A 24,207-nucleotide genomic window follows, 5' to 3' on the forward strand; every position below is an offset into this window, starting at 1 on the left:
CTTTCGGGTTCAGATCTTCACCACTCAGATGGCGGCAGTGACCGTGAACTCGACCTTGTACTTCGGTGCTGCAAGCTTGGCTTCGCTGGTGGCACGCGCCGGCGTGTTGGCCGGGTCGATCCAGGCTTCCCAGGCGGCGTTCATTTCGGCGAAATAGGACATGTCTGACAGGTAGATCAGCGTCTGCAGGATCTTCGACTTGTCGCTGCCGACGGCCGCCAGCAGGCGATCCACTTCACGCAGGGCAAATTCGCACTGCTCGGTCACGGTCTCGCCCTCACCCACTTGGCCAGCCAGATAGACGGTGTTGCCGTGGACGACGGCGCCGCTCATGCGGGCGCCGGTTTCGATGCGCTTGATGCTCATGGATACTCCTGGAGATGTTTAGGCTGCGGATGATTGGCCAGCAGGGTGCCGGCCGTGAAAGTCTCAGCCACGCAGATGCTGGCTTTTCTCGTAGATGGCCGTGGAGCGCGCGCCGGAGCGGCAATAGGCAAGCATCGGGCGCGGCAGCTCGTCCAGCGCGTCCACCATGCCGTTGACGGCATCGGAGTCGACGCCCATGCGACCGACCGGCACGTGCTTGACCTCAAGGCCAAGTTCTTGAGCCTTGGCGGCGATATCGGCAAAGCTCGGCTGGCCGGGGTCTTCTTCGTCCGGACGATTACAAACGATCGACTTGAACCCCATTGCCTTGACCTGGTCGAGATCCTCGACCGAAATCTGTCCGGCTACCGCGTACTCGTCGTTGATCTGTCGGATGTCCATCGCTTTTCCTCCGGCTGGAATGTGGCAACCCCAATACGCTGCCACCGACGGAGCGTCAATCGACGCCCGCGTCAGACGAAGCAGAAGCGCAGGCCGTAGTCGATGCTCTCGCCCGGCTGCAGCAGGGAAAGCTCGCCCGCCTCCTCGAGCTCACGGCGTCCCACCCAGCGGTGCGAGACCGGCTCGATGCCCAGCACATGCGCCGGCGCCTGCTGGTTGCGCCAGATCTGCAGATGCGGAAGCGTATCGGTGCGAAACTTCACCTTCAGCGTCTTGCCGCCGATCGCGGCAATCGGACCGAGTCTCACCTCCGCCCATGCGACATCTTCCGAAGCTGCCGGCACGCAGAAGACGCCACCGGGCTCCTCGCCGAAGTTCCAGGGCAGGCCTCCGTTCTCCAGCATCGCGCCGTTCAACCGCACCTCGTTGTCGAACAGCCAGGCGCCGATGTTCATGTGGTACATGTGGACGGGTGAAAAGGGTTGAGGCCCGGTGTTCGTCACCTTGTCGTCAAGGCAGACCTCGCCCGTTTGCCCATCGATCCGCCACTGGCGCTCCAGGAGCGCCGTGCCGCCATCGGCAAGCTTCACCGGCACCTCGGCATGGCATTCCACATCCTCGCCCTGCGCGTCCCAGAACACCAGCTTTGCCGGATGGGACGAGAAGGAGCCGTGCAGCGGGAAATGCTTCCCGTCCTCGCGCCCGGGAATCTGTTCCGGATGGCGGATGTGATCCGGGCCACAGGTGAACAGGAAGCCCTCCAGCGAATGATCGATCCGCGGATCGCCGTCGTCGGGAATAGCGCGTCCCGGCGCAATGTCGACGTCATCGACGAAGCAGGAGCCGATATCGAGCACCGAGGTCTCATCCAGCATCAGGCGCGGTCCGACGGCTGCGGAAAAAGCTTTCATTTCAACTCCTCACTCCCTGCAACGACTCTGTTACCAGAACGTGATAGAGATTTTAACGCCGTGTTCACGATGAATTCAGCTAATTCACACTAGCGTCAAATTTAGCTTGTCTGTGGCAGCCAATCCATCGGGTGGAACGTTTGGCAGTCTCGGCAATTTCATCCGTGTTCAACAACAAGGTCGGTGACAACGTGAAACGCCTTTTTACCGCTAGTCTCGGTCTCGCAATTCTGATGACCCAGGGTATCTCGACGACGTCGGCGCAGGTGATCTTTGATCCCTACGCTGCCGACACCATGCTTGTCGCGCCCGATGGCAGCATCCTCGACTTCGTGCCCGAAGAAGGCGAAGTGCGGATCGGCTATGATCGCGCCGGCCAGCGCGTCCTGATCGACCGCTATGGAGAGGTTGTGGCGACGGAAGTCAGCCGCAACGGTTATGGCCAGCGTCGCGCGGATCAATACCCGCCCGCTCCCGGTGGATACCGTGACGAGGCCGGCTACCGCGATTATCGCGAATACCGGCCCGGCGAACCCGGCTCCGTGACCGGTTCGATCGTGAGCCCTGGCTCGATCACTCGGATGCCGCTCGAGGAGCAGGCCTACCCCGAAGCGCCGCAGCCCGACGATGCCTATGCCTCGATTGACCGTGAGCAGCAGCCTGCCCAGCCACTGCAGACGGAAGAGCCGATCATCACCGTGACCAAGAAGCCGGAAGCGGAGATCGCTGCCTTGCAGGTTTTCCTCGACCGCGAGGGAATTTCGCCCGGCGTCATCGACGGCCATCTCGGCGAGAACGTCAACAAGGCAATCGCAGCCTGGCAGCAGATGACGGGCGAGACGCTGGATCCGAACAATTCTGAAGACATCCTGCAGCGTCTGGCGTACTCGGGCGGCTTGCCGATCGTTGATTATACCATCACCGCCGCGGATGCAGCCGGGCCCTATGTGGCCTCCATTCCCGACGACTACGCCCATAAGGCGCAGCTGCCGGCCATGTCCTATACCTCGACGAGCGAGAAGCTCGCCGAGCAGTTCCACATGGACGAGAACTACCTCAAGACGCTCAATCCCGGCGTTGACTTCTCCATCCCCGGCACCACGATCAAGGTGATCAACCCCGGCGCACCGAAGACCGGAGCCGTCGCCCGCATCGTCGCGGACAAGAGCAAGGAGCAGGTCCTCGCCTATGGCGAAGACGGCGGCCTGATCGCGGCATATCCGGCAACCATCGGTTCGACCGACACCCCTTCGCCGGTCGGCACTCATACGGTGCAGCGCATCGCGCTTGATCCCGGCTATACCTATAACCCGAAGATCAATTTCAAGCAGGGCGACAACGACAAGGTCCTCGAGATCCCGCCAGGCCCCAACGGTCCGGTTGGAACCGTCTGGATCGCCCTGTCGAAGCCGAGCTACGGCATCCACGGCACCCCGGAGCCGTCGAAGATCGGCAAGACCAACAGCCACGGCTGCATCCGCCTGACGAACTGGGATGCGACCGAGCTGGCCAAGATGGTCAAGCCCGGCGTGACCGTCGAATTCGTGGAATGAAAGAAGGCGCCTCGGGCGCCTTTTTTTTCTCAACTGCCAAGGCCCCGTTCGGCTTTGAACCACTCGATCCAACCGGCGCTCTGCTTATCCCCCAGCTTGCCGGTTGGAGTGGCGATGGCTGCGGCAGGCAAGGTATCCCGCCCAAGCGCCTCAAGAACCATCTGCAGATCAGACTGCGGGCGGGACGTTAGATGCTCATACGTGAGCCGTAGTGGCTCTATCCCTTGCAGCAGGAACCACTGCTGCCACTCGCGATCATGCCGTGAGATCTCATCGACGAGGATGGAGATACGATCGGCATCGTATACCGCGTCCTGATAATCCCCGGTGCGTTCGATCTCGCTCCCGTCGGCTGCAATGTGCCAAAGGCCAGTCTGTTCAGCCTTGAAGAAAGAAACCGCCTGCGCGACCTTATCCTCCCGGGATAGATAGATGTACAATGGCTGGCCGAACTCGCTCGCGATCAGCTGCTGCGGTAACGGTATGTCGGGATGGAGCTTGGCGAGCAACGCCAACATGTCCTCAAGATTCTCATACATGATGCGCAGGCTGAACAAGCCTGTTCCCGCTTCACCCTGGGAACGATTTCCATCGAGATAGAGCCGGCTGAACTCGACCGACTCCAGGTTGGCATCGTGCTCGATTTCGAGTTCGTCCGCGATTCGCCTGATCGATTGCCGCCGGAAATACGACCGAGGCCGTCCGCAACCAGCAAGCTCAAGAAGCTTGCACAGCAGAGTGCTACCGCTGCGCGGCGTGCCGCAGATGAGATAGGTTCTGAATTTCGGCACAGGCGGTGTGGGCATCACGCAGTCTCCGTTACCTGCTTCGATGCCCAACGGGTGCCGGCGCGTTGTCCCGAGCGGCGAGCCCGGCAGAATTGATGCGTCAGTCGGCTCAGGCTGCGTGGCGACCGAAGGGGAAGACGCGCAGGCGTGGCGAGCGGATGACATGCGCCGGCATCAGGCGGATGACCTCCTGCGCAAAGGCCGCGGCATTCTCCTTTGCCTTGTCGACATTGCTGACCTTCGCAACATCCAGCGTGTGCAGGGTGCCGCCCACCTCGAAGAGCTCCTTGAAGGCATTGCGCTCGCCGATCGGCGTATTGAGGACGTTGACGCCGCGGGCAGCCAGCAGGCCCTTGATGGCCAGCAGCGCCTTGGTGGTGACCATCGAGGAAACGCGGGTCAGCACCACCGAGTGGGCGATATCGAGGTTCGCCTTGTCCTTCATCAGCGCCAGGAGGTCGAGGATCTGGGCCGCGCCCTTGGCGTCCATTGCCGATCCCTGCACCGGGATCATGACGTGGTCCGAAAGGCCGATGGCCGTGGTGACCAGGGCATCCTTGGCGCCGGCGAGATCGACGACGAAGAAATCGAAGCGTGACGCCAGATCACGCAGATGACACTGCAGCGATGCAACCGAAGCTTCCGAGATGACCTCGAGGTTGCGGACAGGGCCGGAGATCTCCGCCCACTGCGTGATCCAGTGCTGCGGATCGCAGTCGATGATGGCAACCCGAAAGCCCCGGTGGGCCAGCTCGGTCGCGAGCAGAAGGGCTGCGGTGGTCTTTCCGGCACCACCCTTGGCATTGGCAAAGGAAATTACGGGCATTCTCGATCCTCAGGAGGGAATATGAGCCGCATCGCTCGAAGGGGGCACCGCAGCGGCATGGTGCATTGCCCGCATCCTGCTTAATCATGGTTAACGCACGGTTAATTCAGCTGCCTGTCATATGACCGATGAGATGTGAGTGCACGACGAAAAAAGCCCCGGATTCCGGCTCCGGGGCTTGTCATTCCAGTCCTCTTCGATGGCCTAGAAGCAGTCGAGGAAGAGCTGCCGGGTATTTTCCAGCGTCATCGGGACCGGATTGCCGCCGCAGCTCGGATCCTCGATCGCCATGGCCGAAAGCTCGTCCACCCGATCCGGCGTGATTCCCATCGCCGTCAGCGTGTCCGGCACGCCGAGGTCGGAGCGCAGCGAGAGGACATAGTCATAGAACCCGTCGAAGCCGCCAGAAATGCCGAGGTAGGCAGCGGCGCGGGTGAGCTTGTCCTCGATGACCGACCGGTTGAAGCGCAGCACGGGCGGCATGACCACGGCGTTTGTCATGCCGTGGTGTGTATTGTAGACGGCGCCGATCGGGTGCGACAGTGCGTGGATCGCGCCGAGCCCCTTCTGGAAGGCGACGGCGCCCATGGCGGCAGCCGCCATCATGTTGGTGCGCGCCTCGATGTCGGTGCCGTCCTTGTGGGCGCGCGGCAGGAACTCCTTCACCAGCCGCATGCCCTCCAGTGCGATGCCCTGGCTCATTGGATGGAAGAAAGGCGAGCAATAGGCTTCCAGGCAATGGGCGAAGGCATCCATGCCGGTGCCGGCGGTGATCACCTTCGGCATGCCGACCGTCAGATCCGGATCGCAGATGACGACGCCCGGCAGGAACTTCGGATGGAAGATGATCTTCTTCACATGCGTCTGGGAATTGGTGATGACCGAGGCGCGCCCGACTTCCGAGCCTGTGCCGGCGGTGGTCGGCACGGCCACGATGGGTGCGATGGCGTCGGCGTTCGCCCGCGTCCACCAGTCGCCGATGTCCTCGAAGTCCCAGACCGGACGGGTCTGCCCGGCCATGAAGGCGACCGCCTTGCCAAGATCGAGGCCGGAGCCGCCGCCGAAGGCGACGACGCCGTCGTGCCCGCCGGCCTTGTAGGCCGTGACACCGGCGTCGAGGTTCTTCTCGTTCGGGTTCGGATCGACATCGGAGAAGATCGCCCGGCCGAGACCTGCCTCCTCGAGCACGTCGAGCGCATGGGCGGTGATCGCCATCGTCGCCAGTCCCCGGTCGGTGACAAGCAGCGGCTTTTTGATGCCGAGCGTCTTGCAGGCCTCCGCCAGTTCCTTGATGCGCCCGCGGCCGAGTTTGATGGCCGTCGGATAGCTCCAGTTCGCGACGATGTTCATGAGGTCACCTTCTTCAGATGGTAGGACTTGGGTCTTGTGAGGTTGTGGAAGCCGAGGACGGAGAGCGAGCCACCGCGGCCGGTTTCCTTGACACCGGTCCAGCAGAGCGCCGGGTCGAGATAGTCGGCGCGGTTCATGAAGACGGTGCCCGTCTCGATCTCGCGGCCAAGCCGCCCTGCCCGCTCTGCGTCCTGCGTCCACAGCGAAGCCGTCAGTCCGTACTTGCTGTCATTCATCAGCGCGACGGCTTCCTCGTCGCTCGTCACCTTCATGATCCCGACGGCAGGTCCGAAGGTCTCCTCGGTCATGAAGGTCATCGAATGATCGACATCCACCAGGACCTGCGGCGCGAGATAGGCGCCGCCGTCGTCGGCCGGGAAAAGCTTCGGATCGACCAGCGCCCTGGCACCGCTCGACACCGCGTCCGCCACCTGCTCGCGCACGACCTGGGCAAATCGCTTATTGGCCATGGGTCCGAGCGTCGTCTCCTGCTCCAGCGGATTGCCGAGCTTGTAGTTCGACACCCAGGCGACCGACTTCTCGACGAACTTGTCGTAGAGAGACTCGTGCACATAGATGCGCTCGATGCCGCAGCAGCACTGGCCGGAATTGTAGGTGGCTCCGTCCATCAGCGTGTCGACGGCGGCGTCGAGATCGGCGTCCTCCATCACATAGCCCGGATCCTTGCCGCCGAGTTCGAGGCCGAGGCCGGTGAAGGTGCCGGCAGCCGCCCGTTCGATCGAACGGCCGCCCGCGACGGACCCGGTGAAGTTGATGAAGTTGAACTTGCCCGCAGCGATCAGCGCAGAGGTCGTATCATGATCGAGGAACAGGTTGACGAAGACGTCGTCGGGAACGCCCGCCTCCACGAAGGCGCGCACCAGGCGCTCGCCGACCAGCAGCGTCTGCGACGCGTGCTTGATGACGACCGTATTGCCTGCCATCAGCGCCGGCGCAATCGTGTTGATGGCCGTCATGTAGGGATAGTTCCACGGGGCGATGACGAAGACGACGCCGTGCGCCTCCCGCTCGATGCGGCGCTCGAAGGCGCCACTCTCTTCCACCACCATCGGCGCCAGTGCATCCGCTGCGATGGATGCCACATAATTGGAGCGCTCGTTGAAGCCCTTGAACTCGCCACCGTAGCGGATCGGCCGGCCCATCATCCAGGCGAGTTCCGGAACAATCTCGTCGGCCATCTCGTTCAGCCGCGCGACGCCCTTCATGACGAGCTGCACCCGCTCCTCCAGCGGCCGCTTCGCCCAGGCCTTCTGCGCCTTGCGCGCGCCATCGACGGCAACTGCGGCTTCCTCGAAGCTCATGGCCTGCCGCTCGGCATAGACCGAGCCGTCGACCGGCGAAATACATTGGATCATCGTCATGATCGCACTTCCTGTCGTTTATGAACTTGTGGTTTGAGCACTAGGCCCTTTCGAAACCGCGCGCCACTTCCCAGTCGGTGATGCGGCGATCGTATTCCTCCTGCTCCCATTGCGCCGCGCGGGTGTAGTGATCGATGACATCGTCCCCGAAGGCCGTGCGCAGCATGGCCGAACCGTGCATCAGTGCGGTCGCGCCCCGCAACGTGTTGGGGATCTCGCGGATGTCCTTGCCGCCATAGGCGTCGCCGACGAAGGCGGGCTCCAGCTCCATCTTTTTCTCGATGCCGTCGATGCCGGCCGCCAGCAGCGCCGCCATGGCGAGATAGGGATTGAGGTCGGAGCCACCGACCCGGCATTCGATGCGGATGCCCTTCGTCTGCTCGCCGCAGAGGCGGTAGCCGGCGGTGCGGTTGTCCTTCGACCAGATCGCCTTGGTCGGGGCAAAAGTACCGGCCATGAAGCGCTTGTAGGAGTTGATGTAGGGCGCGAGGAAATAGGTGATCTCGCCGGCGTGGGCGAGCAGTCCGGCCACATAGTGGCGCATCGTCTCCGACATGCCGTATTCGCTCTCCTTGTCGAAGAAGAGCGGCACCTTGCCGTCGGCACTCCAGAGCGACTGGTGGATGTGCGAGGACGAGCCGGCAGCGCTGTAGTTCCACTTGGCCAGGAAGGTGATCGCCTTGCCCTTCGACCAGGCGATCTCCTTGCAGGCGTTCTTGATGACGACGTGCCGGTCGGCCATGGTCAACGCATCGGCGTATCGGACGTTGATCTCCGCCTGCCCCGCCGAGGCCTCGCCCTTGGAATTCTCCACCGGGATGCCCGCACCCTGCAGCCCGTTGCGGATCGCCCGCATCACATCCTCCTCCTTGGTGGTCTGGAAGATGTGGTAGTCCTCGTTATAGGTGCCGGCGAGCTTCAGGTTGCGGTAGCCGGAGGCCTGCGCCTGCTCGTAGGTCTGGTCGAACAGGAAGAATTCCAGTTCGGTCGCCATGAAGGCCTTCATGCCCATGGCTTCCAGCCGCGCGACCTGCTTCTTGAGGATGGCACGCGGGGAATGGGCCACCTCCTCATGCGTGTGATGATCGAGCACGTCGCAGAGGACGAGTGCGGTCCCCTCCAGCCACGGCACGCGGCGGAGCGTCGAAAGGTCCGGCTTCATCGTATAATCGCCGTAGCCCGTCTCCCAGCTTGTCGCCTTGTAGCCGGAGATGGTCTCCATCTCCATGTCGGTCGCCAGCAGATAGTTGCAGCCGTGCGTCTCCTCGAAGGCGCTCTCGACGAAGAACTCGGCCTGGAAGCGCTTGCCCATCAGCCGGCCCTGCATGTCGACGAGGCAGGCAAGGACGGTATCGATCCGGCCGGCTTCGACATCGGCCTTGAGTGCATCGAAGGTATAGGTGGGGGACATGAATGGGTTCCGTCAGGCGAGCATGTTGGAGGTGTGGCAGATCCGGAGGCTCCGGATCTGCCGTCGGATGGTGCGATCAGGTGTAGCGGTAGGGCGGCCCCGCCTTCTCCATCGTGTCGCGGTACTTCTTGAGTATGTCGACCACCTTGGCGCAGCGCGGGCTGATCTGGGCCGTCTCGTCCCAGAACTTCAGCGCCTCCGCCTCGACCGTCTTCCACTCCGCTTCGGGAATGGTCGTCAGTTCCAGCTTCGTGCCCTCGACGCGCAGCTTCGCCTCGCCGCCCCAGTACCAGTGCTGCCGGTAGTAATGCGACGAGTCCATCGTCAGCATGAACAGTTCCTTCAGATTGTCCGGCACTTCGGCCCAGCGGTCGGCATTGGCGAAGAAGGAGCCGCACCAGGCGCCGGAGATGTTGTTGGTGAGGAAGTACTGCGTCACGTCCGCCCAGCCGACGGTGTAGTCCTCGGTAATGCCTGACCAGGCGATCCCGTCGATTTCGCCGGTCTGCATGGCGACCTGCACGTCTTCCCACGGCAGGGTGACCGGCACGACGCCGAAGCGCGACAGGAACTGGCCGGCGGTCGGGAAGGTGAAGATCCGCAGCCCCTTCAGGTCCTCCAGGCTGTTCAGCGGCTTGTTGGTCGCGAAGTTGCAGGGGTCCCAGGCGCCTGCAGACAGCCACTTCACGCCGACCTCGTCATAGGCCTCCCGCCAGATCTCGTTCAACCCGTACTGGTGGAAAAGTGTGGGCACGTCGAGGCTGTAGCGGGAGGCGAACGGGAAGTAGCCACCGAAGACCTTGATATCGACCGGCGAGTTCATTGAATCGTCGTCGGACTGCACCGCATCGATGGTTCCGGCCTGCATGGCACGGAAAAGCTCGCCCGTCGGCACCAGCTGATCGGCCGTATAGAGTTCGATCTCCATCTGGCCGTCGGCGATCTTGTTGAAGGAGTCGATCGCCGGCTTGATGACGTGTTCGGCCAGCGCCGGCCCGGCATAGGTCTGCAGCCGCCAGCGGATCGGCGCCTGCGCTCTCACATGCGGGGCCGCCAGCATGGCGGGTCCTGCGGCGGCAGCCGTCATGCCGGCTTTCTTCAGAAATTCGCGTCTGTTCGTCATGTCTGTTCCCTCTGTTGTTGATTGACACAGTCACGCCGCGCCGGCTCATCCGGCACGAGGAATGGCCCCTTTCCCAGGACTCTTGCTTTTGATGTTGTGAGGCTAGCCGCGCACATTGACGGTCTCCGGCAGCCAGAGTGCGATCTGCGGAAAGGCCATGATGATGGCCAGACCGATCATCATGATGATCACGAACGGCCAGACCGATCGGTAGATGTCGGCAAGCGAGATCTCCGGCGGCGCCATCGCCCGCATCAGGAAGAGATTGTAGCCGAAGGGCGGCGTCATGTACGAGATCTGGCAGGTGATCGTGTAGAGCACGCCGTACCAGACGAGGTCGAAGCCGAGCTTGCCGACGAGCGGAATGTAGAGCGGCGCGACGATCACCAGCATGGCGGTGTCGTCGAGGAACATGCCCATCAGGATGAACGAGATCTGCATCATGATCAGGATGGTCCATGGCGACAGACCCCAGTCGTTGACCAGCAGGCCCTCGATCGCCCGAACGGCGCCCAATCCGTCGAAGACGGCACCGAAGCAGAGGGCGGCGAGGATGATCCACATGAACATGCAGGAGATGCCGAGCGTCTGCTCGATCGTCCGGGTCAGGACGCCATTGCCGAGACGCCCTTTGAGTGCGGCCACCACCAGCGCCGAGAGGGCACCGACGGCCGAGCTCTCCACCAGGCTCGTATAGCCCATCAGGAACAGGCCCATCATCAGGAAGAAGATCAGGAACGGCAGGATCCCGGCCCGCAGCAGCAGGAGCTTCTCGCGCAGCGGAATGTCCCGTTCCTCCTTCGGGAGGACGGGCCCGAGCGCAGGATTGAGGTGGCAGCGCACGAGGACATAGATGATGAAGAGCGCCGCGAGCAGCAGACCCGGCAGCGCACCGGCAAGCCAGAGCTGACCCACCGGCTGGCGGGCGATCATGCCGTAGAGCACCAGCACCACGCTCGGCGGCACCAGGATCCCGAGCGAGCTGCCCGCCTGGATGACGCCGGTGACCATCGTCTTGTCGTAGCCGCGCTTCAGCAGTTCCGGCAGCGCGATAGTCGCGCCGATCGCCATGCCGGCGACCGAGAGGCCGTTCATCGCCGAGATCACCACCATCAGCCCGATCGTGCCGACGGCAAGACCGCCGCGCAAGCCGCCCATCCAGACATGGAAGGCCTTGTAGAGATCCTCGGCAATACCGGATTCCGACAGCAGATAGCCCATGAAGATGAACAGCGGCAGCGTCAGCAGCGGATACCATTTCATCAGCTTCATGGCGGCCGAGAACCCGAGCTCGAAGCCGCCGTTGCCCCAGAGGATCGCCGCCGCGACGACGCCGACGAAGCCGATGACGGCAAAGACGCGCTGCCCCGTCAGCATGCTGAGCAGCATCGACGAGAACATGAAGAGGATGATCATCTCTGCGCTCATGCGAGCGACCTCCCCAGAGCCGTCGCGATGTCCTTGATGAAGATCGACGTCGCCTGCAGCAGCGTCAGGAAGATGCCGACCACCATGATGATCTTGATCGGTGCCATGTAGGGCGACCAGGAAGAGTAGCTGGTCTCGGTATATTGCAGCGCGTAGGTCGTGCTGGAGATGCCACCGTAGAGCAGGAAGAACAGGTAGGTGAACAGCATGAAGATGGTGATCGCGTCGACGACGGCCTTGGTCTTCGGCGACCAGCGGCCATAGGCGAGATCCATGCGCACGTGGGAATCCATCTGCAGCGAATAGGCGCCACCGAGGAGGTAGTAGGCTGACATCACGAACTGCGCCATCTCCAGCGTCCAGAGCGACGGCAGGAAGAAGGTCTTGGAGATCGACGACCAGAGCAAAATGCCCATCATCACGAAGATCAGGTACATGGTCACGCGACCGACGCTCCGGTTGAAGCGGTCGACGGTGCGGACATAGGTTTTCAGCGCCTCAGGCATCAGCCCGACCCGGCGCGGCACTCACATTCGCAGGCATCCCTTAATTCTCCCAGTCCGTTCCACCTCGTTACGCCCCGCCATTATTGTTCTGATTGGTCAGGGCTTTGATGCTTTGTCTCAGCAGGCCGCTGAGGAAATCTGCTGCACGGCCCTGCCCCGCCTCGTCGGCGATCAGGTCGTTGCGGATCTCGATCATCACGTTCAGCATGCCGGCCGGCGTGGCGTGCAGCTCGAGTGTATGGGTCACGCCGTCGGCCGGTCCATAGGGTTCGTTGCGCGCCACCCGATAGAGCGGGCCACCGGCGGCAATCTCGAGCATGGCATCGGCGAGACGGCGGTCTCGTTCATGGAGAATACCGATTTCGACCTGTCTCTGCTGTCCGAAATAGACGGGCGTGAAGCTGTGCACCGTCACCAGCACCGTCGGACGTCCCTGGGCCCTGCGTGCCTCAAGATCCTGACAGATGCGCCCCTGGAACGGCAGGTAGAGGGATGAGGTGCGCAGCGAACGCTCCTCCTCCGTCAGGTTCTCATTGCCGGGAATGCGGAAGATCTCGCTGACGTCGCGCATGGCAGCCGGCGAGTCCGGCGGGCGGTTGCAGTCGTAGATCAGGCGAGAGAAGCGCTGGTAGATCAAGGTGGCATCGAGCTGCCGCGACATCCGTTGTGCAACGGCAAGCGCACCGGGATCCCAGGCGATATGTGACGAGAGAGCGTCGCCGGAGAGGCCGAGGGTGCCATAACGCTGCGGCAGCCGTCGCGAGGCATGTTCGCAGACAAGCAGGACCTCGCCCTTCCCGTCGGGGTTTTCGACAGCCACAGGACCGCCGTCGGCCTCAGTGAAGAATGTTGTCTCAGCCAGCATTCGAAGATGTTATCACTCGGGGGAAGACTTAGAAGAGAATTCTTCATCTTCATCGACCCGTCAATGCAGTTCTGAAAATTTCTCTTCATTGCTTCCATTGACTCCGAAACCGAAAGAACTTTTAAATCTTCATCAACCGGCGAAGACCGGAGGGAACAGCTTCAGTGCCAACGACAGCACGCACCGTCTCAGATGTCATCCGCACCCGCTACGACAGCCTGACGCGCGCGGAACGGCAGTTGGCCGACAGGATTTTGGAGAATTATCCGGTGTCCGGCCTCGGCAGCATCACCACGATCGCGGAGAACGCCGGCGTCTCGACGCCGACAGTCGCCCGCATGGTGCAGAAACTCGGCTTCAAGGGCTATCCGGAATTCCAGTCGCATCTGCATCAGGAGCTGGAGGCGACGATCTCCAACCCGATTGCCAAGCACGACCGCTGGGCGTCGAACGCGCCTGGCATGCACATCCTCAATCGCTTTGCCGATGCCATCACCGCCAACTTGCGCGAGACGCTCTCGGACCTCGACACGCACACCTTCGAGGAAGCGGCATCACTGCTGGGAGACCCAAAGCGCGGCATCTATTTCGTCGGCGGCCGCATCACAGGGGCGCTGGCGGAATATTTCTTCACCCACATGCAGGTGATCCGCCCGAAGACGACGCTGATCTCGACCAACTCCAGCTCCTGGCCGCAGCACGTCCTCAACATGAACCCCGGCGACGTGCTGGTGATCTTCGACATCCGCCGCTACGAGCAGGAGATGGCGACGCTTGCCGAGGTCGCCAAGGCCAACGGCGTCGTCATCGTCCTCTTGACCGACGTCTGGGGCTCGCCGGTCGCCAAGCATGCGCGGCACAGCTTTCGGGTCCGCATCGAGGCGCCGAGCGCATGGGACTCCTCCGTCGTGACCCTGTTCGTCGTCGAGGCGCTGATTGAGGCGGTGCAGAGCGGCGCCTGGGACAGGACACGGGAGCGGATGAACTCCCTGGAAGATCTGTTTGAGCGATCCCGGCTGTTCCGCCGCCACAATCGCCACGGGCCCAAATGACCGTGGCGGACGCCAAGGCCTTCTGCGCAAGGGCTTCATGAGCAAAAGCTCACCTTCGCAGGCTGTCACATACGATACATCAACTGGCTCTACGAGTCGCGCCAACACGACCAACCTCAGGAGGATATCGTGATCACCAAGACCCACCGTTTGCTGTCTCTGACGACAGCCATCGTCATGGCTTCGACCAGCCTGGCCTTTGCCGAGCCGAGCGCGGAACTGGTTGCAGCCGCCAAGGCAGAAGGCATGCTGACCACCATCGCACTGCCCCACAGCTGGTGCGGCTACGGCGAGGTCATCGCCGGCTTCAAGGCGAAGTATCCTGAGATCCAGGTCAACGAATTGAACCCGGACGCCGGCTCCGCCGACGAGGTCGAAGCCATCAAGGCCAACAAGGACAACAAGGGCCCGCAGGCCCCTGACGTGGTCGACGTGGGCCTCGCTTTCGGACCGCAGATGAAGGACGAAGGACTGCTGCAGCCCTACAAGGTTTCGACCTGGGACGAGATCCCGGCCGACATCAAGGACGCCGACGGCTACTGGTACGGCGATTATTACGGCGTACTGTCGTTCATCGTGAACAAGGACCTCGTCGAGAACACGCCGACCGACTGGGCCGACCTTCTGAAGCCGGAATATGCAAGCCAGGTGGCACTTGCCGGTGATCCGCGCGCCTCCAACCAGGCCATCCTCGCCGTTCTCGCCGCAGGTCTGCACAAGGGTGCCGAAGCGGGCGAAGCGTCCGGCAAGGCCGGTCTTGAGTACTTCGCCGAGCTCAACAAGGCTGGTAACTTCGTCCCGGTCATCGCCAAGGCCGGCACGATCGCACAGGGCGCGACCCCGATCGCCATTGCCTGGGACTACAACGTTCTGGCGTGGCGCGACGAGCTGGCCGGCAACCCGCCGGTCGAAATCGTCGTACCGAAGACCGGCGTTCTCGCCGGCGTCTACGTCCAGGGCATCTCCGCCTACGCCCCGCACCCGAATGCCGCCAAGCTGTGGATGGAATACCTCTACTCCGACGAAGGCCAGAACCTCTGGCTGAAGGGTTATTGCCACCCGGCCCGCTTCAACGCCATGGCCAAGGCCGGCAAGATCCCGCAGGACCTGATGGACGCCCTGCCGCCGGCCGAAAGCTACGAAGCGGCCGTCTTCCCGACCGTTGAGCAGCAGAACGCCAACAAGGCCGCCGTCACTGCCGGCTGGGACAGCGTCGTCGGCGCCAACGTCCAGTAAACCTCTCCACTTGTCCCGGCCTCTTAAGGGGCCGGGACTTGCCAGCCGGAGCGCTCTCGCCGTACGTTCACCGGAAGCGCAACAACACCCTGACGGGGATATCCTGACGCGATGAACCAAGCCTCACCCGCCCCCCGGCTGCGCCTGTCGTTCACCTGGCTGGGCCTGATGCCCTTCGTCATCTTCGTCATGCTGTTCATGGTGCTGCCGACGATGCACATCGTCATCGGCGCCTTCCAGACGCGTGACGGCGCTTTCACACTCCAGAACATCGCCGACCTCAACAGCGGCACCATCCCCTCCAGCTACTGGATCTCGGTCAAGATCTCGGTTGCCTCGGCCGCCCTCGGCTGCCTGATCGGTTTTGGCATGGCCGCAGCCGTTGTCTTTGGCGCGGTGCCGCGCTGGGTCCGGTCGCCGCTGATGACCTTTTCCGGCGTCGCGTCGAACTTTGCGGGCGTGCCGCTCGCCTTCGCCTTCCTGGCGACGTTTGGGCCGGTGGGCCTCGTCACCGTCTTCCTGCGCAACAACTTCGGCCTCGTCCTGCAGCGCGACCTCGGCTTCAACATCCTCAGCTTTTGGGGCCTGACGGTCACTTATCTGTTCTTCCAGATCCCGCTGATGATCCAGATCATCACGCCCGCCCTCGAAGGCCTGCGCCGCGAATGGCGGGAGGCAGCACAGGTACTGGGCGCAACCACCATGCAGTATTGGCGGATGGTCGCCATGCCGATCCTCTTCCCCTCGCTGCTGGGCACCTTCGCGCTGCTCTTCGCCAATGCTTTCGGCGCCGTTGCCACCGCCATCGCGCTGACCGGCTCCAGCCTCAACATCGTGCCGATCCAGCTCTACGCGCAGATCCGCGGCGATGTTCTGGGCAATCCTCACCTCGGCTATGCCATGGCCTTTGGCATGATCGTCGTTACCGCCATCGCCAATGTCGTCTACATCTGGCTGCGCATCCGCGCCGAAAGGTGGCTGAAATGAGTATCGGCACACGCATCATCGGCTGGGCGGTCCTGATCTTCGGCCTCCTGTATTTCTTCGTGCCGCTGGGCGGTCTCCTCGAGTTCTCGCTGAAGGCCAGGCGCGGCGTCTACAGTCTCGACGCCTACGCCCGCGTCTGGTCCGATCCCCAGTTTCAGGCGACCTTTGGCTACTCCGTGTTGATGGCACTGGCGACGATCGTCATCGGCATCGTCATCGTCGTCCCCACCGCCTTCTGGGTGCGGTTGAAGATGCCCTGGGCGCGGCCCTATGTGGAGTTCATGACCCTGCTGCCGCTCGTCATTCCCGCCATCGTCATCGTCTTCGGCTATATCCGGCTCTACAACACCTCGAGCTTCCTGCCGCTGACCGGTTCCGTCCTCGGCACCAATGTACTGCTGGCCTTCGGCTATACGGTGCTCGCCCTGCCCTACATGTACCGGGCCGTGGATACGGGCCTGCGCACGATCGACGTCGCGACGCTGACGGAGGCGGCGCAGATTCTCGGTGCCGGCTGGTTCACGATCCTGCGCCGGATCATCCTCCCGAATGTGGTGCCTGCCGTTCTGTCCGGCGCCTTCCTGACGTTTGCCATCGTCATCGGCGAATTCACATTTGCCGCCCTGCTCGACCGACCGGCCTTCGGCCCGTATCTCCAGCGGATCGGCGCCAACAAGGCCTACGAGCCCTTTGCGCTTTCGGTCATCGCCTTCGCCATCACCTGGGGCTGCCTTGCGCTGATCCAGCTCGTTTCCCGCTTCAGCAAGGCGGCACCCGCCCGCTTCTAAGGATTGATCCGCCCATGTCGTTCCTGGTTCTCGACAACCTTCAGAAGAGCTTTGGCCCGGTGCAGGTGGTGAAAGACTTCAACATGTCCATCGAGAAGGGCGAATTTGTCTCCTTCCTCGGACCGTCCGGTTGCGGCAAGACGACGGTGCTGCGGATGATCGCCGGGTTCGAGATGCCGAGCGGCGGTACGATCACCATCGACGGCCAGGACCAGAACCGGCTGAAGTCCAACCAGCGCAACATCGGCATGGTCTTCCAGGCCTACGCACTCTTCCCCAACATGAACGTCTTCGACAACGTCGCCTTCGGGCTGAAGGTCGCCGGCAAGCCGAAGGCCGAGATCACAGAGCGCGTCAACGAGATGCTGGCGCTGATCCGCCTCGAGCACCTGGCCGACCGCTACCCCTACCAGATGTCGGGCGGACAGCAGCAGCGCGTAGCGCTTGCCCGGGCTCTGGCGCCGAAGCCGCGGGTGCTGCTCCTCGACGAACCGCTGTCGGCGCTCGACGCCAAGATCCGCATTTCGCTGCGCGAGGAAATCCGCCAGATCCAGCGCCAACTCGGCATCACCACCGTCTTCGTCACCCACGACCAGGAAGAGGCGCTGTCGATCTCCGACCGCATCGTCGTGATGAACGCCGGCCGCGCCGACCAGATCGGCACACCCTCGGAGATCTACAACCGCCCGGCCACCCGCTTCGTCGCCTCCTTCGTCGGCACGCTCAACATGATCGATGCCGTCGTGGCCGATCCCGCGGCAAATACCGTGCGCATCGGCGACCAGTTCATCGCGCTGAAGGAAGCGATTGCGGACAGGAAGGGCGGCGACGCTATCTCCCTGGCACTGCGACCGGAGGCCGGCAGCCTGTCCGAAGACGGCGGCGATACGGCTCTGCAGGGCGAGGTGCTATCGTCGAGCTTTCTCGGCTCCGTCATCCGTACCAAGCTGTTGGTCGATAGCAGCACCGTCTCGTTTGATATGTTCAATGCCCCCGACCTGAAGATGCCGGAACCGGGAGAACTCGTCACGCTAAGGTTCTCGGCAAGCGACCTGCTGGTGGTCCGGGACTGACGCATCGGCCTCAGCCGGAAAGACAGCCCATGAGCGCCCGCTTCACGCTGGAAATTGTCGATACGATCACAGACCCGGGCAAGCCTGGGCGGCCGAACGAGGACAGGCTCGGCTTCAACGCCTGCGCCGCCTTCGTCTTGGATGGCGCAACGGGGCTTGGTGACCGACAGTTCATGGAAGGCCACGGCTCTGACGCGGCCTGGATCGCCGAGTTCGCCGCAACCCGACTGTCGCAGCGTCTGGATGGGAGCGTCGATCCAGACGCTGTTCTCAGACAGATTTCGGGTGAAGCGCGGGATGTGTTCCTGGCGGCGGCGGGCGATCAGCCGCGCTACGCTTGGCCGCTCTGCAGCCTGACGGCGCTGCGCGCGACAGAGGCTGGCTTCCAGTATTTCGGGCTTGGCGACAGCTGCCTCTACCTCCTCCACGACGACGGTACGAGCGACTTTCTCGTCCCGATCCCCGGCGCCTACGAATGGGAACAGCAGCAGGCCGCCCGCCACATAGCCCGTCTCGGCGGCATCGGCCTGATCCGCGGTGACCAGACCGACCCGGTGACGCTGGAGGATCTGCGCCGGGGGCGAGCACTGCAGAACACACCAAACGGCATCACCTGGACCTTCGGCATCGTGCCGGAAGCCGCAGCTCATCTTTTCCTTCGCGACGTACCCCTGCGCGGCGGCGGCGCCCACGCCGTGCTCTGCTCCGACGGCCTGGCCGATCTCGTCTCCCTCTACAAGGCCTACGATGCGCCTGGTCTTGTTCGCCAGGCGATGGGCAAGGGATTGCCGTCGCTCGTCGAGGAGCTCCGACGCCTGGAGCGCGAGACGGACCCGGAAGGGCTGACGTTCCCGCGCTTCAAGCAGTCGGACGACACCACCGCCATCCTCCTCAGGCTGAAGGATCAGGCCGCCTCGTCGGACTCGTCCGCTGGGTTTACCGGCACGTAGTTGAGCACTGGCCCGAGCCAGCGCTCGACCTCCGCAAACGGCATGCCCTTACGGGTCGCATAATCCTGCACCTGGTCCCGCTCCACTTTGGCAACGCCGAAGTAGTAGGACTCCGGATGGCCGATGTAGAGGCCGGCGACCGAGGAGCCGGGCCACATGGCAAAACTCTCCGTCAGCGTCACGCCCGTGGCCTTCTCCGCGTCGAGCAGACGGAAAAGCGTTTCCTTTTCCGTGTGGTCCGGCTGTGCGGGATAACCAGGCGCCGGACGGATACCCGCATAGCCTTCTCCGATCAGCGCGTCCGGCGCCAGCGCCTCGTCGCGCGCATAGCCCCAGAACTCCTTGCGCACCCGCTCATGCAGCCGCTCGGCAAACGCCTCCGCAAACCTGTCGGCAAGCGCCTTCACGAGGATCGAGGAATAGTCGTCGTTGGCCCGCTCGAAACGCTCGGCAATCGCGACCTCCTCGATGCCCGCCGTGACGACGAAGCCGCCGACGTAGTCTTGCTTGCCGCTCTCCACCGGCGCCACGAAATCCGAGAGCGCCACATTGGGCCGGCCGTCGCGTTTGGAAAGCTGCTGCCGCAGCGTGAAGAAGGTCGCAAGCTCCTCGCTGCGGCTGTCGTCGGCAAACAGGCGGATGTCGTCGCCCACCGCATTGGCCGGCCAGAAGCCGATCACGGCCTGCGGCCGGAACCACTTCTCCGCGATGATCTTCTCCAGCATCGCCTGGGCATCGGCAAAGAGGTGCCGGGCTGCCTCACCTTGCGCCTCGTCCTCGAGGATCGCCGGGTACCTGCCCTTCATCTCCCAGGTCTGGAAGAAGGGCGTCCAGTCGATGTATCTCGACAGTTCCTCGAGATCGTAATGCTCGAAGACCTTGGTCCCGGTGAAGCTCGGCGCAACCGGCTCATAGGCCTGCCAATCCAGCCTCTGCGCGTTTTCCCGGGCCTTGGCCAGGGGAAGGCGCTTCTTGTCGGCTTCGTTGCGGGCGTGCGCAGCTGCAACCTTGGCGTATTCGGCGCGGATCGTCTCCACATAGCCCGTCTTTGCATCTTCGGAGAGAAGCGAGGACACCACGCCAACGGCGCGGCTGGCGTCGGTTACATAGACCGCCTGCCCCTTCTCGTAACGCGGATGGATCTTGACCGCGGTATGAACGCGGCTCGTCGTCGCGCCGCCGATCAGCAGCGGAATGTTGAACCCCTGGCGCTCCATCTCGGAGGCGACATGCACCATCTCGTCGAGCGACGGCGTAATCAGTCCCGAGAGGCCGATGATGTCGACCTTCTCGGCGATCGCCGTTTCCAGGATCTTGGTGGCCGGAACCATGACGCCGAGATCGATGATCTCGTAGTTGTTGCACGCAAGAACGACGCCGACGATGTTCTTGCCGATGTCGTGGACATCGCCCTTCACGGTCGCCATCAGCACCTTGCCGGCGGTCTGCCGCTGGCCGTCCCCGCCATTGAGGCGCTTCTCTTCTTCCATGTAGGGCAAGAGCACCGCGACCGCCTGCTTCATGACGCGGGCCGATTTCACCACCTGCGGCAGGAACATCTTGCCGGCCCCGAACAGGTCGCCGACGACGTTCATGCCGGCCATCAGCGGCCCCTCAATCACATGCAGCGGACGCTCCGCCTGCAGGCGTGCCTCTTCCGTGTCGGCATCTATGAACTCGGTGATGCCGTTGACCAGCGCATGCGCCAGCCGCTTGTCGACGGTCCAGTCGCGCCATGCCAGGTCCTGGACGCGGGCTTCCTTGCCGGCAGCACCCCGATAGCGTTCGGCGATCTCTAGCAGCCGCTCGGTGCCGTCGTCGCGGCGGTTCAGGACGACGTCCTCGCACGCCTCGCGCAGCTCGGCATCGATCGATTCGTAGACCGCCAGCTGCCCCGCGTTGACGATCCCCATGTCCATGCCCGCCTGGATGGCGTGGTAGAGGAAGACCGCATGCATCGCCTCGCGCACCGGCTCATTGCCGCGGAACGAGAAGGAGAGGTTCGAGACACCGCCGGAAATATGCACCAGCGGCATGGTCTGGCGGATGGTGCGCGTCGCTTCGATGAAGGCGACGCCGTAGCCATTGTGCTCCTCGATGCCCGTCGCCACCGCGAAGATGTTCGGATCGAAGATGATGTCTTCCGGCGCAAATCCGGCTTCTTCCGTCAGAAGCTGGTAGGCACGACTGCAGATCGCGACTTTGCGTTCATAGGTGTCTGCCTGTCCCTGTTCGTCGAACGCCATGACGACGACGGCGGCACCGTAGTTGCGGATCAGGCGGCCCTGGGCGATGAACTTCTCTTCGCCCTCCTTCATCGAGATCGAGTTGACGATCGCCTTGCCCTGCACGCACTTCAGGCCCGCTTCGATGATCTCGAACTTCGAGGAGTCGATCATCACCGGCACCCTGGCGATGTCCGGCTCGGCGGCGATCAGGTTCAGGAACTCCACCATGGCGCGGCCGGAATCGATCAGACCCTCGTCCATGTTGATGTCGATGATCTGTGCACCGTTCTCCACCTGGTCGCGGGCGACGACGAGGGCTGCGGCGTAGTCGCCGGCGGTGATCAGCTTGCGGAATTTGGCAGAGCCCGTGACGTTCGTCCGCTCGCCGACGTTGACGAAGGGGATTTCCTTGGTGAGCACGAAGGGCTCCAGACCGGCCAGCGCCATGAACGGCTTGTGCTCGGGCACCTCGCGCGGCGCGAAACCGGAGACGGCGTCGGCGATCGCGCGAATGTGTTCCGGTGTCGAGCCGCAGCAGCCGCCGATGACGTTGATCAGGCCTTCGCGGGCAAATTCGGCCACCTGTCGTGCCATGTCCGAAGGCGACTCGTCGTATTGGCCGAATTCATTCGGAAGGCCGGCGTTCGGATAGGCGCAGATAAAGGTGTCGGCGACCGCGGAGAGTTCCTGCAGGTGCGGCAGCATGGCGTCGGCACCGAGCGCGCAGTTCAGGCCGATGGTGAAGGGGTTGGCGTGGCGGACGGAATACCAGAACGCCGACGGCGTCTGCCCGGACAGCGTTCGGCCGGAAAGATCGGTGATCGTCCCTGAAATCATTACCGGCAGGCGCACACCCTTTTCGGCGAAGCGCTCTTCGCAGGCGAAGATGGCCGCCTTGGCATTCAACGTATCAAAGACCGTCTCGATCAGGATCAGGTCGGCACCGCCGTCGATCAACCCGTCGATCTGCTCGCCGTAGGCGATCCGCAGGTCATCGAAGGAGACCGCCCGGTAGCCGGGATTGTTGACGTCCGGCGACATCGAGGCCGTACGGTTGGTCGGGCCGATGGCGCCCGCCACAAAACGGCGCTTGCCGTCTTCCTTCTCCGCCCGGAGCGCCGCGCGCCGCGCAAGGCGGGCGCCGTCGCGGTTGAGGTCGTACACGGCCCCTTCCATCTCGTAGTCGGCCTGGGCAATCCGTGTCGAGGAAAACGTGTTGGTCTCGAGAATGTCGGCACCCGCCATTGCATAACGATAGTGGATTTCCTCGATCGCCTGCGGCTGGCTGAGGATGAGAAGATCGTTGTTGCCCTGCTGGTGACAGGCGCATCCGGCAAAGCGCTCGCCGCGGAAGTGATCCTCGTCGTAGCCGAGCCCCTGGATCTGGGTGCCCATGGCGCCGTCGATGATCAGGATGCGTTCGCGTGCAGCCTTCTGCAGGGCGGCGAGCACCTCTGTGCCGTCGCGTGGCGAAGCCTCCGGGCCGAACAGCTCGTCGAACATAGACATCTCCCTAATCGATTTGCGCCATAAGCGCATAAGCATATGTTTATGTCAAATATTTAGCGACCGCTGCATCGACAACAATCGCGATGACACCATGTGTCCCCTAGCGTTATATGCCCAGCAGTTAAATCTGTGAGTCCGGGAGAAGGTTGCATGAACGAACTGGGGTCGATGCCACGCATGTGGGCAAAGCGCGAGTATCACCGTCACTGGCTGCTGCGGCAGGCCGAGACCCTGATGGACTTCTTCCAGTACCGGGCGATGAACCCCAAGGGCGGATTCTATGACCTCGACGACGCGGGTTCGCCGCTCGTCACGGACAACCCGGTTCGCGGCATTCATTCGTCGGCACGCATGGTGCACTGCTACTCGATCGCCTACCTCCTCGGACGACCGGGCGCCGGCGAAGTCATCGATCACGGCATGACTTACCTTTGGAACAGCCACCGCGACAGCGTCAACGGCGGCTACTGCTGGTCGTTGAACGACGATGGCGTCGTCGATGCCACCAAGCAGGGTTATGGCCACGCCTTCGTGCTGCTCGCCGCCTCTTCGGCCAAGGTCGTCGGCCATCCGCTGGCCGACCAGATGCTGGCGGATATCACGCAGGTCCTGGAAACCCGCTTCTGGGAAGAGCGCCACGGCGCCATCGCCGAAGAATTCGAGGCCGACTGGTCACCCATCGACGGCGGAACCTATCGCGGCCAGAACTCCAACATGCACCTGACCGAAGCGCTGATGGCCGCCTTCGAGGTCACCGGCGAGAGACATTACCTGGACAAGGCCGAGAGCATCGCCGACCTCGTCATCCGCCGCTCGGCCGGCAGCGTCGGTTTCCGGGTCGCCGAGCATTTCGACAGCGAGTGGCAGATCGACCGCGAGTATTACCACGCCAACGAGATGTTTAGACCGGCAGGCACCACTCCGGGCCACTGGCTGGAATGGTCGCGCCTCATCCTGCAGCTCTGGTCACTCGGCGAGAAGCGCCATGGCTGGATGGCAGATGCCGCAAGAACCCTGTTCATCCAGGCCATGTCACTGGGTTGCGACAAGCAGAGGGGCGGCTTTTTCTACACCCTGGATTGGGACGACACGCCCGCCAAGACGAGCAAACTCTGGTGGCCGCTCTGCGAAGCCGCCGGTGCTGCGCATTTCCTCAACGAGCACCTGCCCGCCGACGACTTCTACGAGGACAGCTACCGTCTCGTCTGGAGCACGATCGCCAACAATGTCATCGACCACAGGAACGGCGGCTGGCACGAGGAACTGTCCGAGGACCTCATCCCTTCGCACGACCTGTTCCCGGGCAAGGGAGACCTCTACCACGCACTGCAGGCCTGCCTCATCCCCCTGTTTTCGGCCGACGGCAGCCTGACCCGCGTCATCCAGAACGCCGGCGGCAAGCTCTAGCGGCGACCTCTCGTGGTGCGGGCCTCATGGTGTGGGCCGCACCCCCCGTGACCCGCGGGACTTCCT

At 63.1% G+C, this 24,207-nt stretch carries 21 protein-coding genes; 8 read left to right on the forward strand and 13 right to left on the reverse strand.

The window, feature by feature from the left end; all coding sequences use genetic code 11:
• Positions 1-24 precede the first annotated feature (24 nt).
• From M1E10_RS18950 to M1E10_RS18960, 3 genes are all read right to left on the reverse strand, one after another.
• Complete coding sequence (locus M1E10_RS18950) at positions 25-366, reverse strand: RidA family protein (protein ID WP_499174341.1); 342 nt, start codon at positions 364-366, stop codon at positions 25-27.
• Positions 367-429: 63 nt separating this feature from the next.
• Positions 430-768 carry a protein tyrosine phosphatase family protein gene (locus M1E10_RS18955; RefSeq protein ID WP_499174342.1) on the reverse strand — a complete coding sequence of 113 codons (339 nt, stop codon included), beginning with the start codon at positions 766-768 and terminating at the stop codon, positions 430-432.
• Positions 769-839: 71 nt separating this feature from the next.
• Positions 840-1,679, reverse strand: a complete 840-nt coding sequence (locus M1E10_RS18960; protein ID WP_499174343.1) for an aldose epimerase family protein — start codon at positions 1,677-1,679, stop codon at positions 840-842.
• A 233-nt stretch (positions 1,680-1,912) separates the two neighbouring features.
• On the opposite strand from M1E10_RS18960, the gene M1E10_RS18965 reads away from it, so the two are divergent.
• Positions 1,913-3,232 (forward strand): L,D-transpeptidase family protein, encoded by a 1,320-nt coding sequence (locus M1E10_RS18965; protein WP_499174344.1) that lies wholly within the window; start codon positions 1,913-1,915, stop codon positions 3,230-3,232.
• A gap of 29 nt (positions 3,233-3,261) precedes the next feature.
• On the opposite strand, the gene M1E10_RS18970 is transcribed toward M1E10_RS18965, so the two are convergent.
• The 9 genes from M1E10_RS18970 to M1E10_RS19010 all read right to left on the reverse strand — a co-directional run bounded on the left by M1E10_RS18970 (position 3,262) and on the right by M1E10_RS19010 (position 12,911).
• Entirely contained in the window at positions 3,262-4,038 is a 777-nt protein-coding gene (locus tag M1E10_RS18970; RefSeq protein ID WP_499174345.1) for a sulfotransferase family protein, read from the reverse strand.
• A gap of 91 nt (positions 4,039-4,129) precedes the next feature.
• A complete protein-coding gene (locus tag M1E10_RS18975) occupies positions 4,130-4,846 on the reverse strand; it encodes a ParA family partition ATPase (RefSeq protein ID WP_499174346.1) in 717 nt (238 codons plus the stop codon).
• A 204-nt stretch (positions 4,847-5,050) separates the two neighbouring features.
• The gene (locus tag M1E10_RS18980) at positions 5,051-6,196 is read right to left on the reverse strand and encodes an iron-containing alcohol dehydrogenase (RefSeq protein ID WP_499174347.1); all 1,146 of its coding nucleotides are present in this window, start codon (positions 6,194-6,196) and stop codon (positions 5,051-5,053) included.
• Positions 6,193-7,578, reverse strand: a complete 1,386-nt coding sequence (locus tag M1E10_RS18985; RefSeq protein WP_499174348.1) for an aldehyde dehydrogenase family protein — start codon at positions 7,576-7,578, stop codon at positions 6,193-6,195. The genes M1E10_RS18980 and M1E10_RS18985 overlap by 4 nt, the downstream gene beginning before the upstream one ends.
• Before the next feature lie 40 nt (positions 7,579-7,618).
• A complete protein-coding gene (locus M1E10_RS18990; protein ID WP_499174349.1) occupies positions 7,619-8,989 on the reverse strand; it encodes a glutamine synthetase family protein in 1,371 nt (456 codons plus the stop codon).
• A 76-nt stretch (positions 8,990-9,065) separates the two neighbouring features.
• A complete protein-coding gene (locus M1E10_RS18995; RefSeq protein WP_499174350.1) occupies positions 9,066-10,112 on the reverse strand; it encodes a TRAP transporter substrate-binding protein in 1,047 nt (348 codons plus the stop codon).
• Positions 10,113-10,214: 102 nt separating this feature from the next.
• The gene (locus M1E10_RS19000; protein ID WP_499174351.1) at positions 10,215-11,540 is read right to left on the reverse strand and encodes a TRAP transporter large permease; all 1,326 of its coding nucleotides are present in this window, start codon (positions 11,538-11,540) and stop codon (positions 10,215-10,217) included.
• Complete coding sequence (locus M1E10_RS19005; protein WP_499174352.1) at positions 11,537-12,046, reverse strand: TRAP transporter small permease subunit; 510 nt, start codon at positions 12,044-12,046, stop codon at positions 11,537-11,539. Before M1E10_RS19005 ends, M1E10_RS19000 begins: the two co-directional genes overlap by 4 nt.
• Positions 12,047-12,113: 67 nt before the next feature.
• Entirely contained in the window at positions 12,114-12,911 is a 798-nt protein-coding gene (locus M1E10_RS19010) for an N-formylglutamate amidohydrolase (RefSeq protein ID WP_499174353.1), read from the reverse strand.
• A gap of 164 nt (positions 12,912-13,075) precedes the next feature.
• Between M1E10_RS19010 and M1E10_RS19015 the strand changes: the two genes are divergently transcribed.
• From M1E10_RS19015 to M1E10_RS19040, 6 genes are all read left to right on the forward strand, one after another.
• Positions 13,076-13,963: a MurR/RpiR family transcriptional regulator gene (locus M1E10_RS19015; protein WP_499174354.1), complete on the forward strand. Its 888-nt coding sequence runs from the start codon at positions 13,076-13,078 to the stop codon at positions 13,961-13,963.
• Between the two features lie 177 nt (positions 13,964-14,140).
• A complete protein-coding gene (locus M1E10_RS19020) occupies positions 14,141-15,199 on the forward strand; it encodes an ABC transporter substrate-binding protein (RefSeq protein WP_499177230.1) in 1,059 nt (352 codons plus the stop codon).
• 111 nt (positions 15,200-15,310) lie between these two features.
• A complete protein-coding gene (locus M1E10_RS19025) occupies positions 15,311-16,186 on the forward strand; it encodes an ABC transporter permease (protein WP_499174355.1) in 876 nt (291 codons plus the stop codon).
• On the forward strand, positions 16,183-16,974 hold the full coding sequence (locus M1E10_RS19030; RefSeq protein ID WP_499174356.1) for an ABC transporter permease: 792 nt from the start codon (positions 16,183-16,185) through the stop codon (positions 16,972-16,974). Before M1E10_RS19025 ends, M1E10_RS19030 begins: the two co-directional genes overlap by 4 nt.
• A 14-nt stretch (positions 16,975-16,988) precedes the next feature.
• Positions 16,989-18,047, forward strand: coding sequence for an ABC transporter ATP-binding protein (locus M1E10_RS19035; protein WP_499174357.1), 1,059 nt, complete (start codon positions 16,989-16,991; stop codon positions 18,045-18,047).
• A 29-nt stretch (positions 18,048-18,076) separates the two neighbouring features.
• A complete protein-coding gene (locus tag M1E10_RS19040) occupies positions 18,077-18,997 on the forward strand; it encodes a PP2C family serine/threonine-protein phosphatase (RefSeq protein ID WP_499174358.1) in 921 nt (306 codons plus the stop codon).
• Here the strand turns inward: M1E10_RS19040 and metH are convergent.
• The gene (metH, locus tag M1E10_RS19045; RefSeq protein ID WP_499174359.1) at positions 18,952-22,728 is read right to left on the reverse strand and encodes a methionine synthase; all 3,777 of its coding nucleotides are present in this window, start codon (positions 22,726-22,728) and stop codon (positions 18,952-18,954) included. The two genes, M1E10_RS19040 and metH, sit on opposite strands and share 46 nt — an antisense overlap.
• 156 nt (positions 22,729-22,884) lie before the next feature.
• Here metH and M1E10_RS19050 point away from each other — a divergent pair, with 156 nt between their 5' ends.
• Positions 22,885-24,141 carry an AGE family epimerase/isomerase gene (locus M1E10_RS19050; protein WP_499174360.1) on the forward strand — a complete coding sequence of 419 codons (1,257 nt, stop codon included), beginning with the start codon at positions 22,885-22,887 and terminating at the stop codon, positions 24,139-24,141.
• The last annotated feature ends 66 nt before the right edge of the window (positions 24,142-24,207 follow it).

Source organism: Rhizobium sp. PK7-22, from assembly GCF_056530405.1.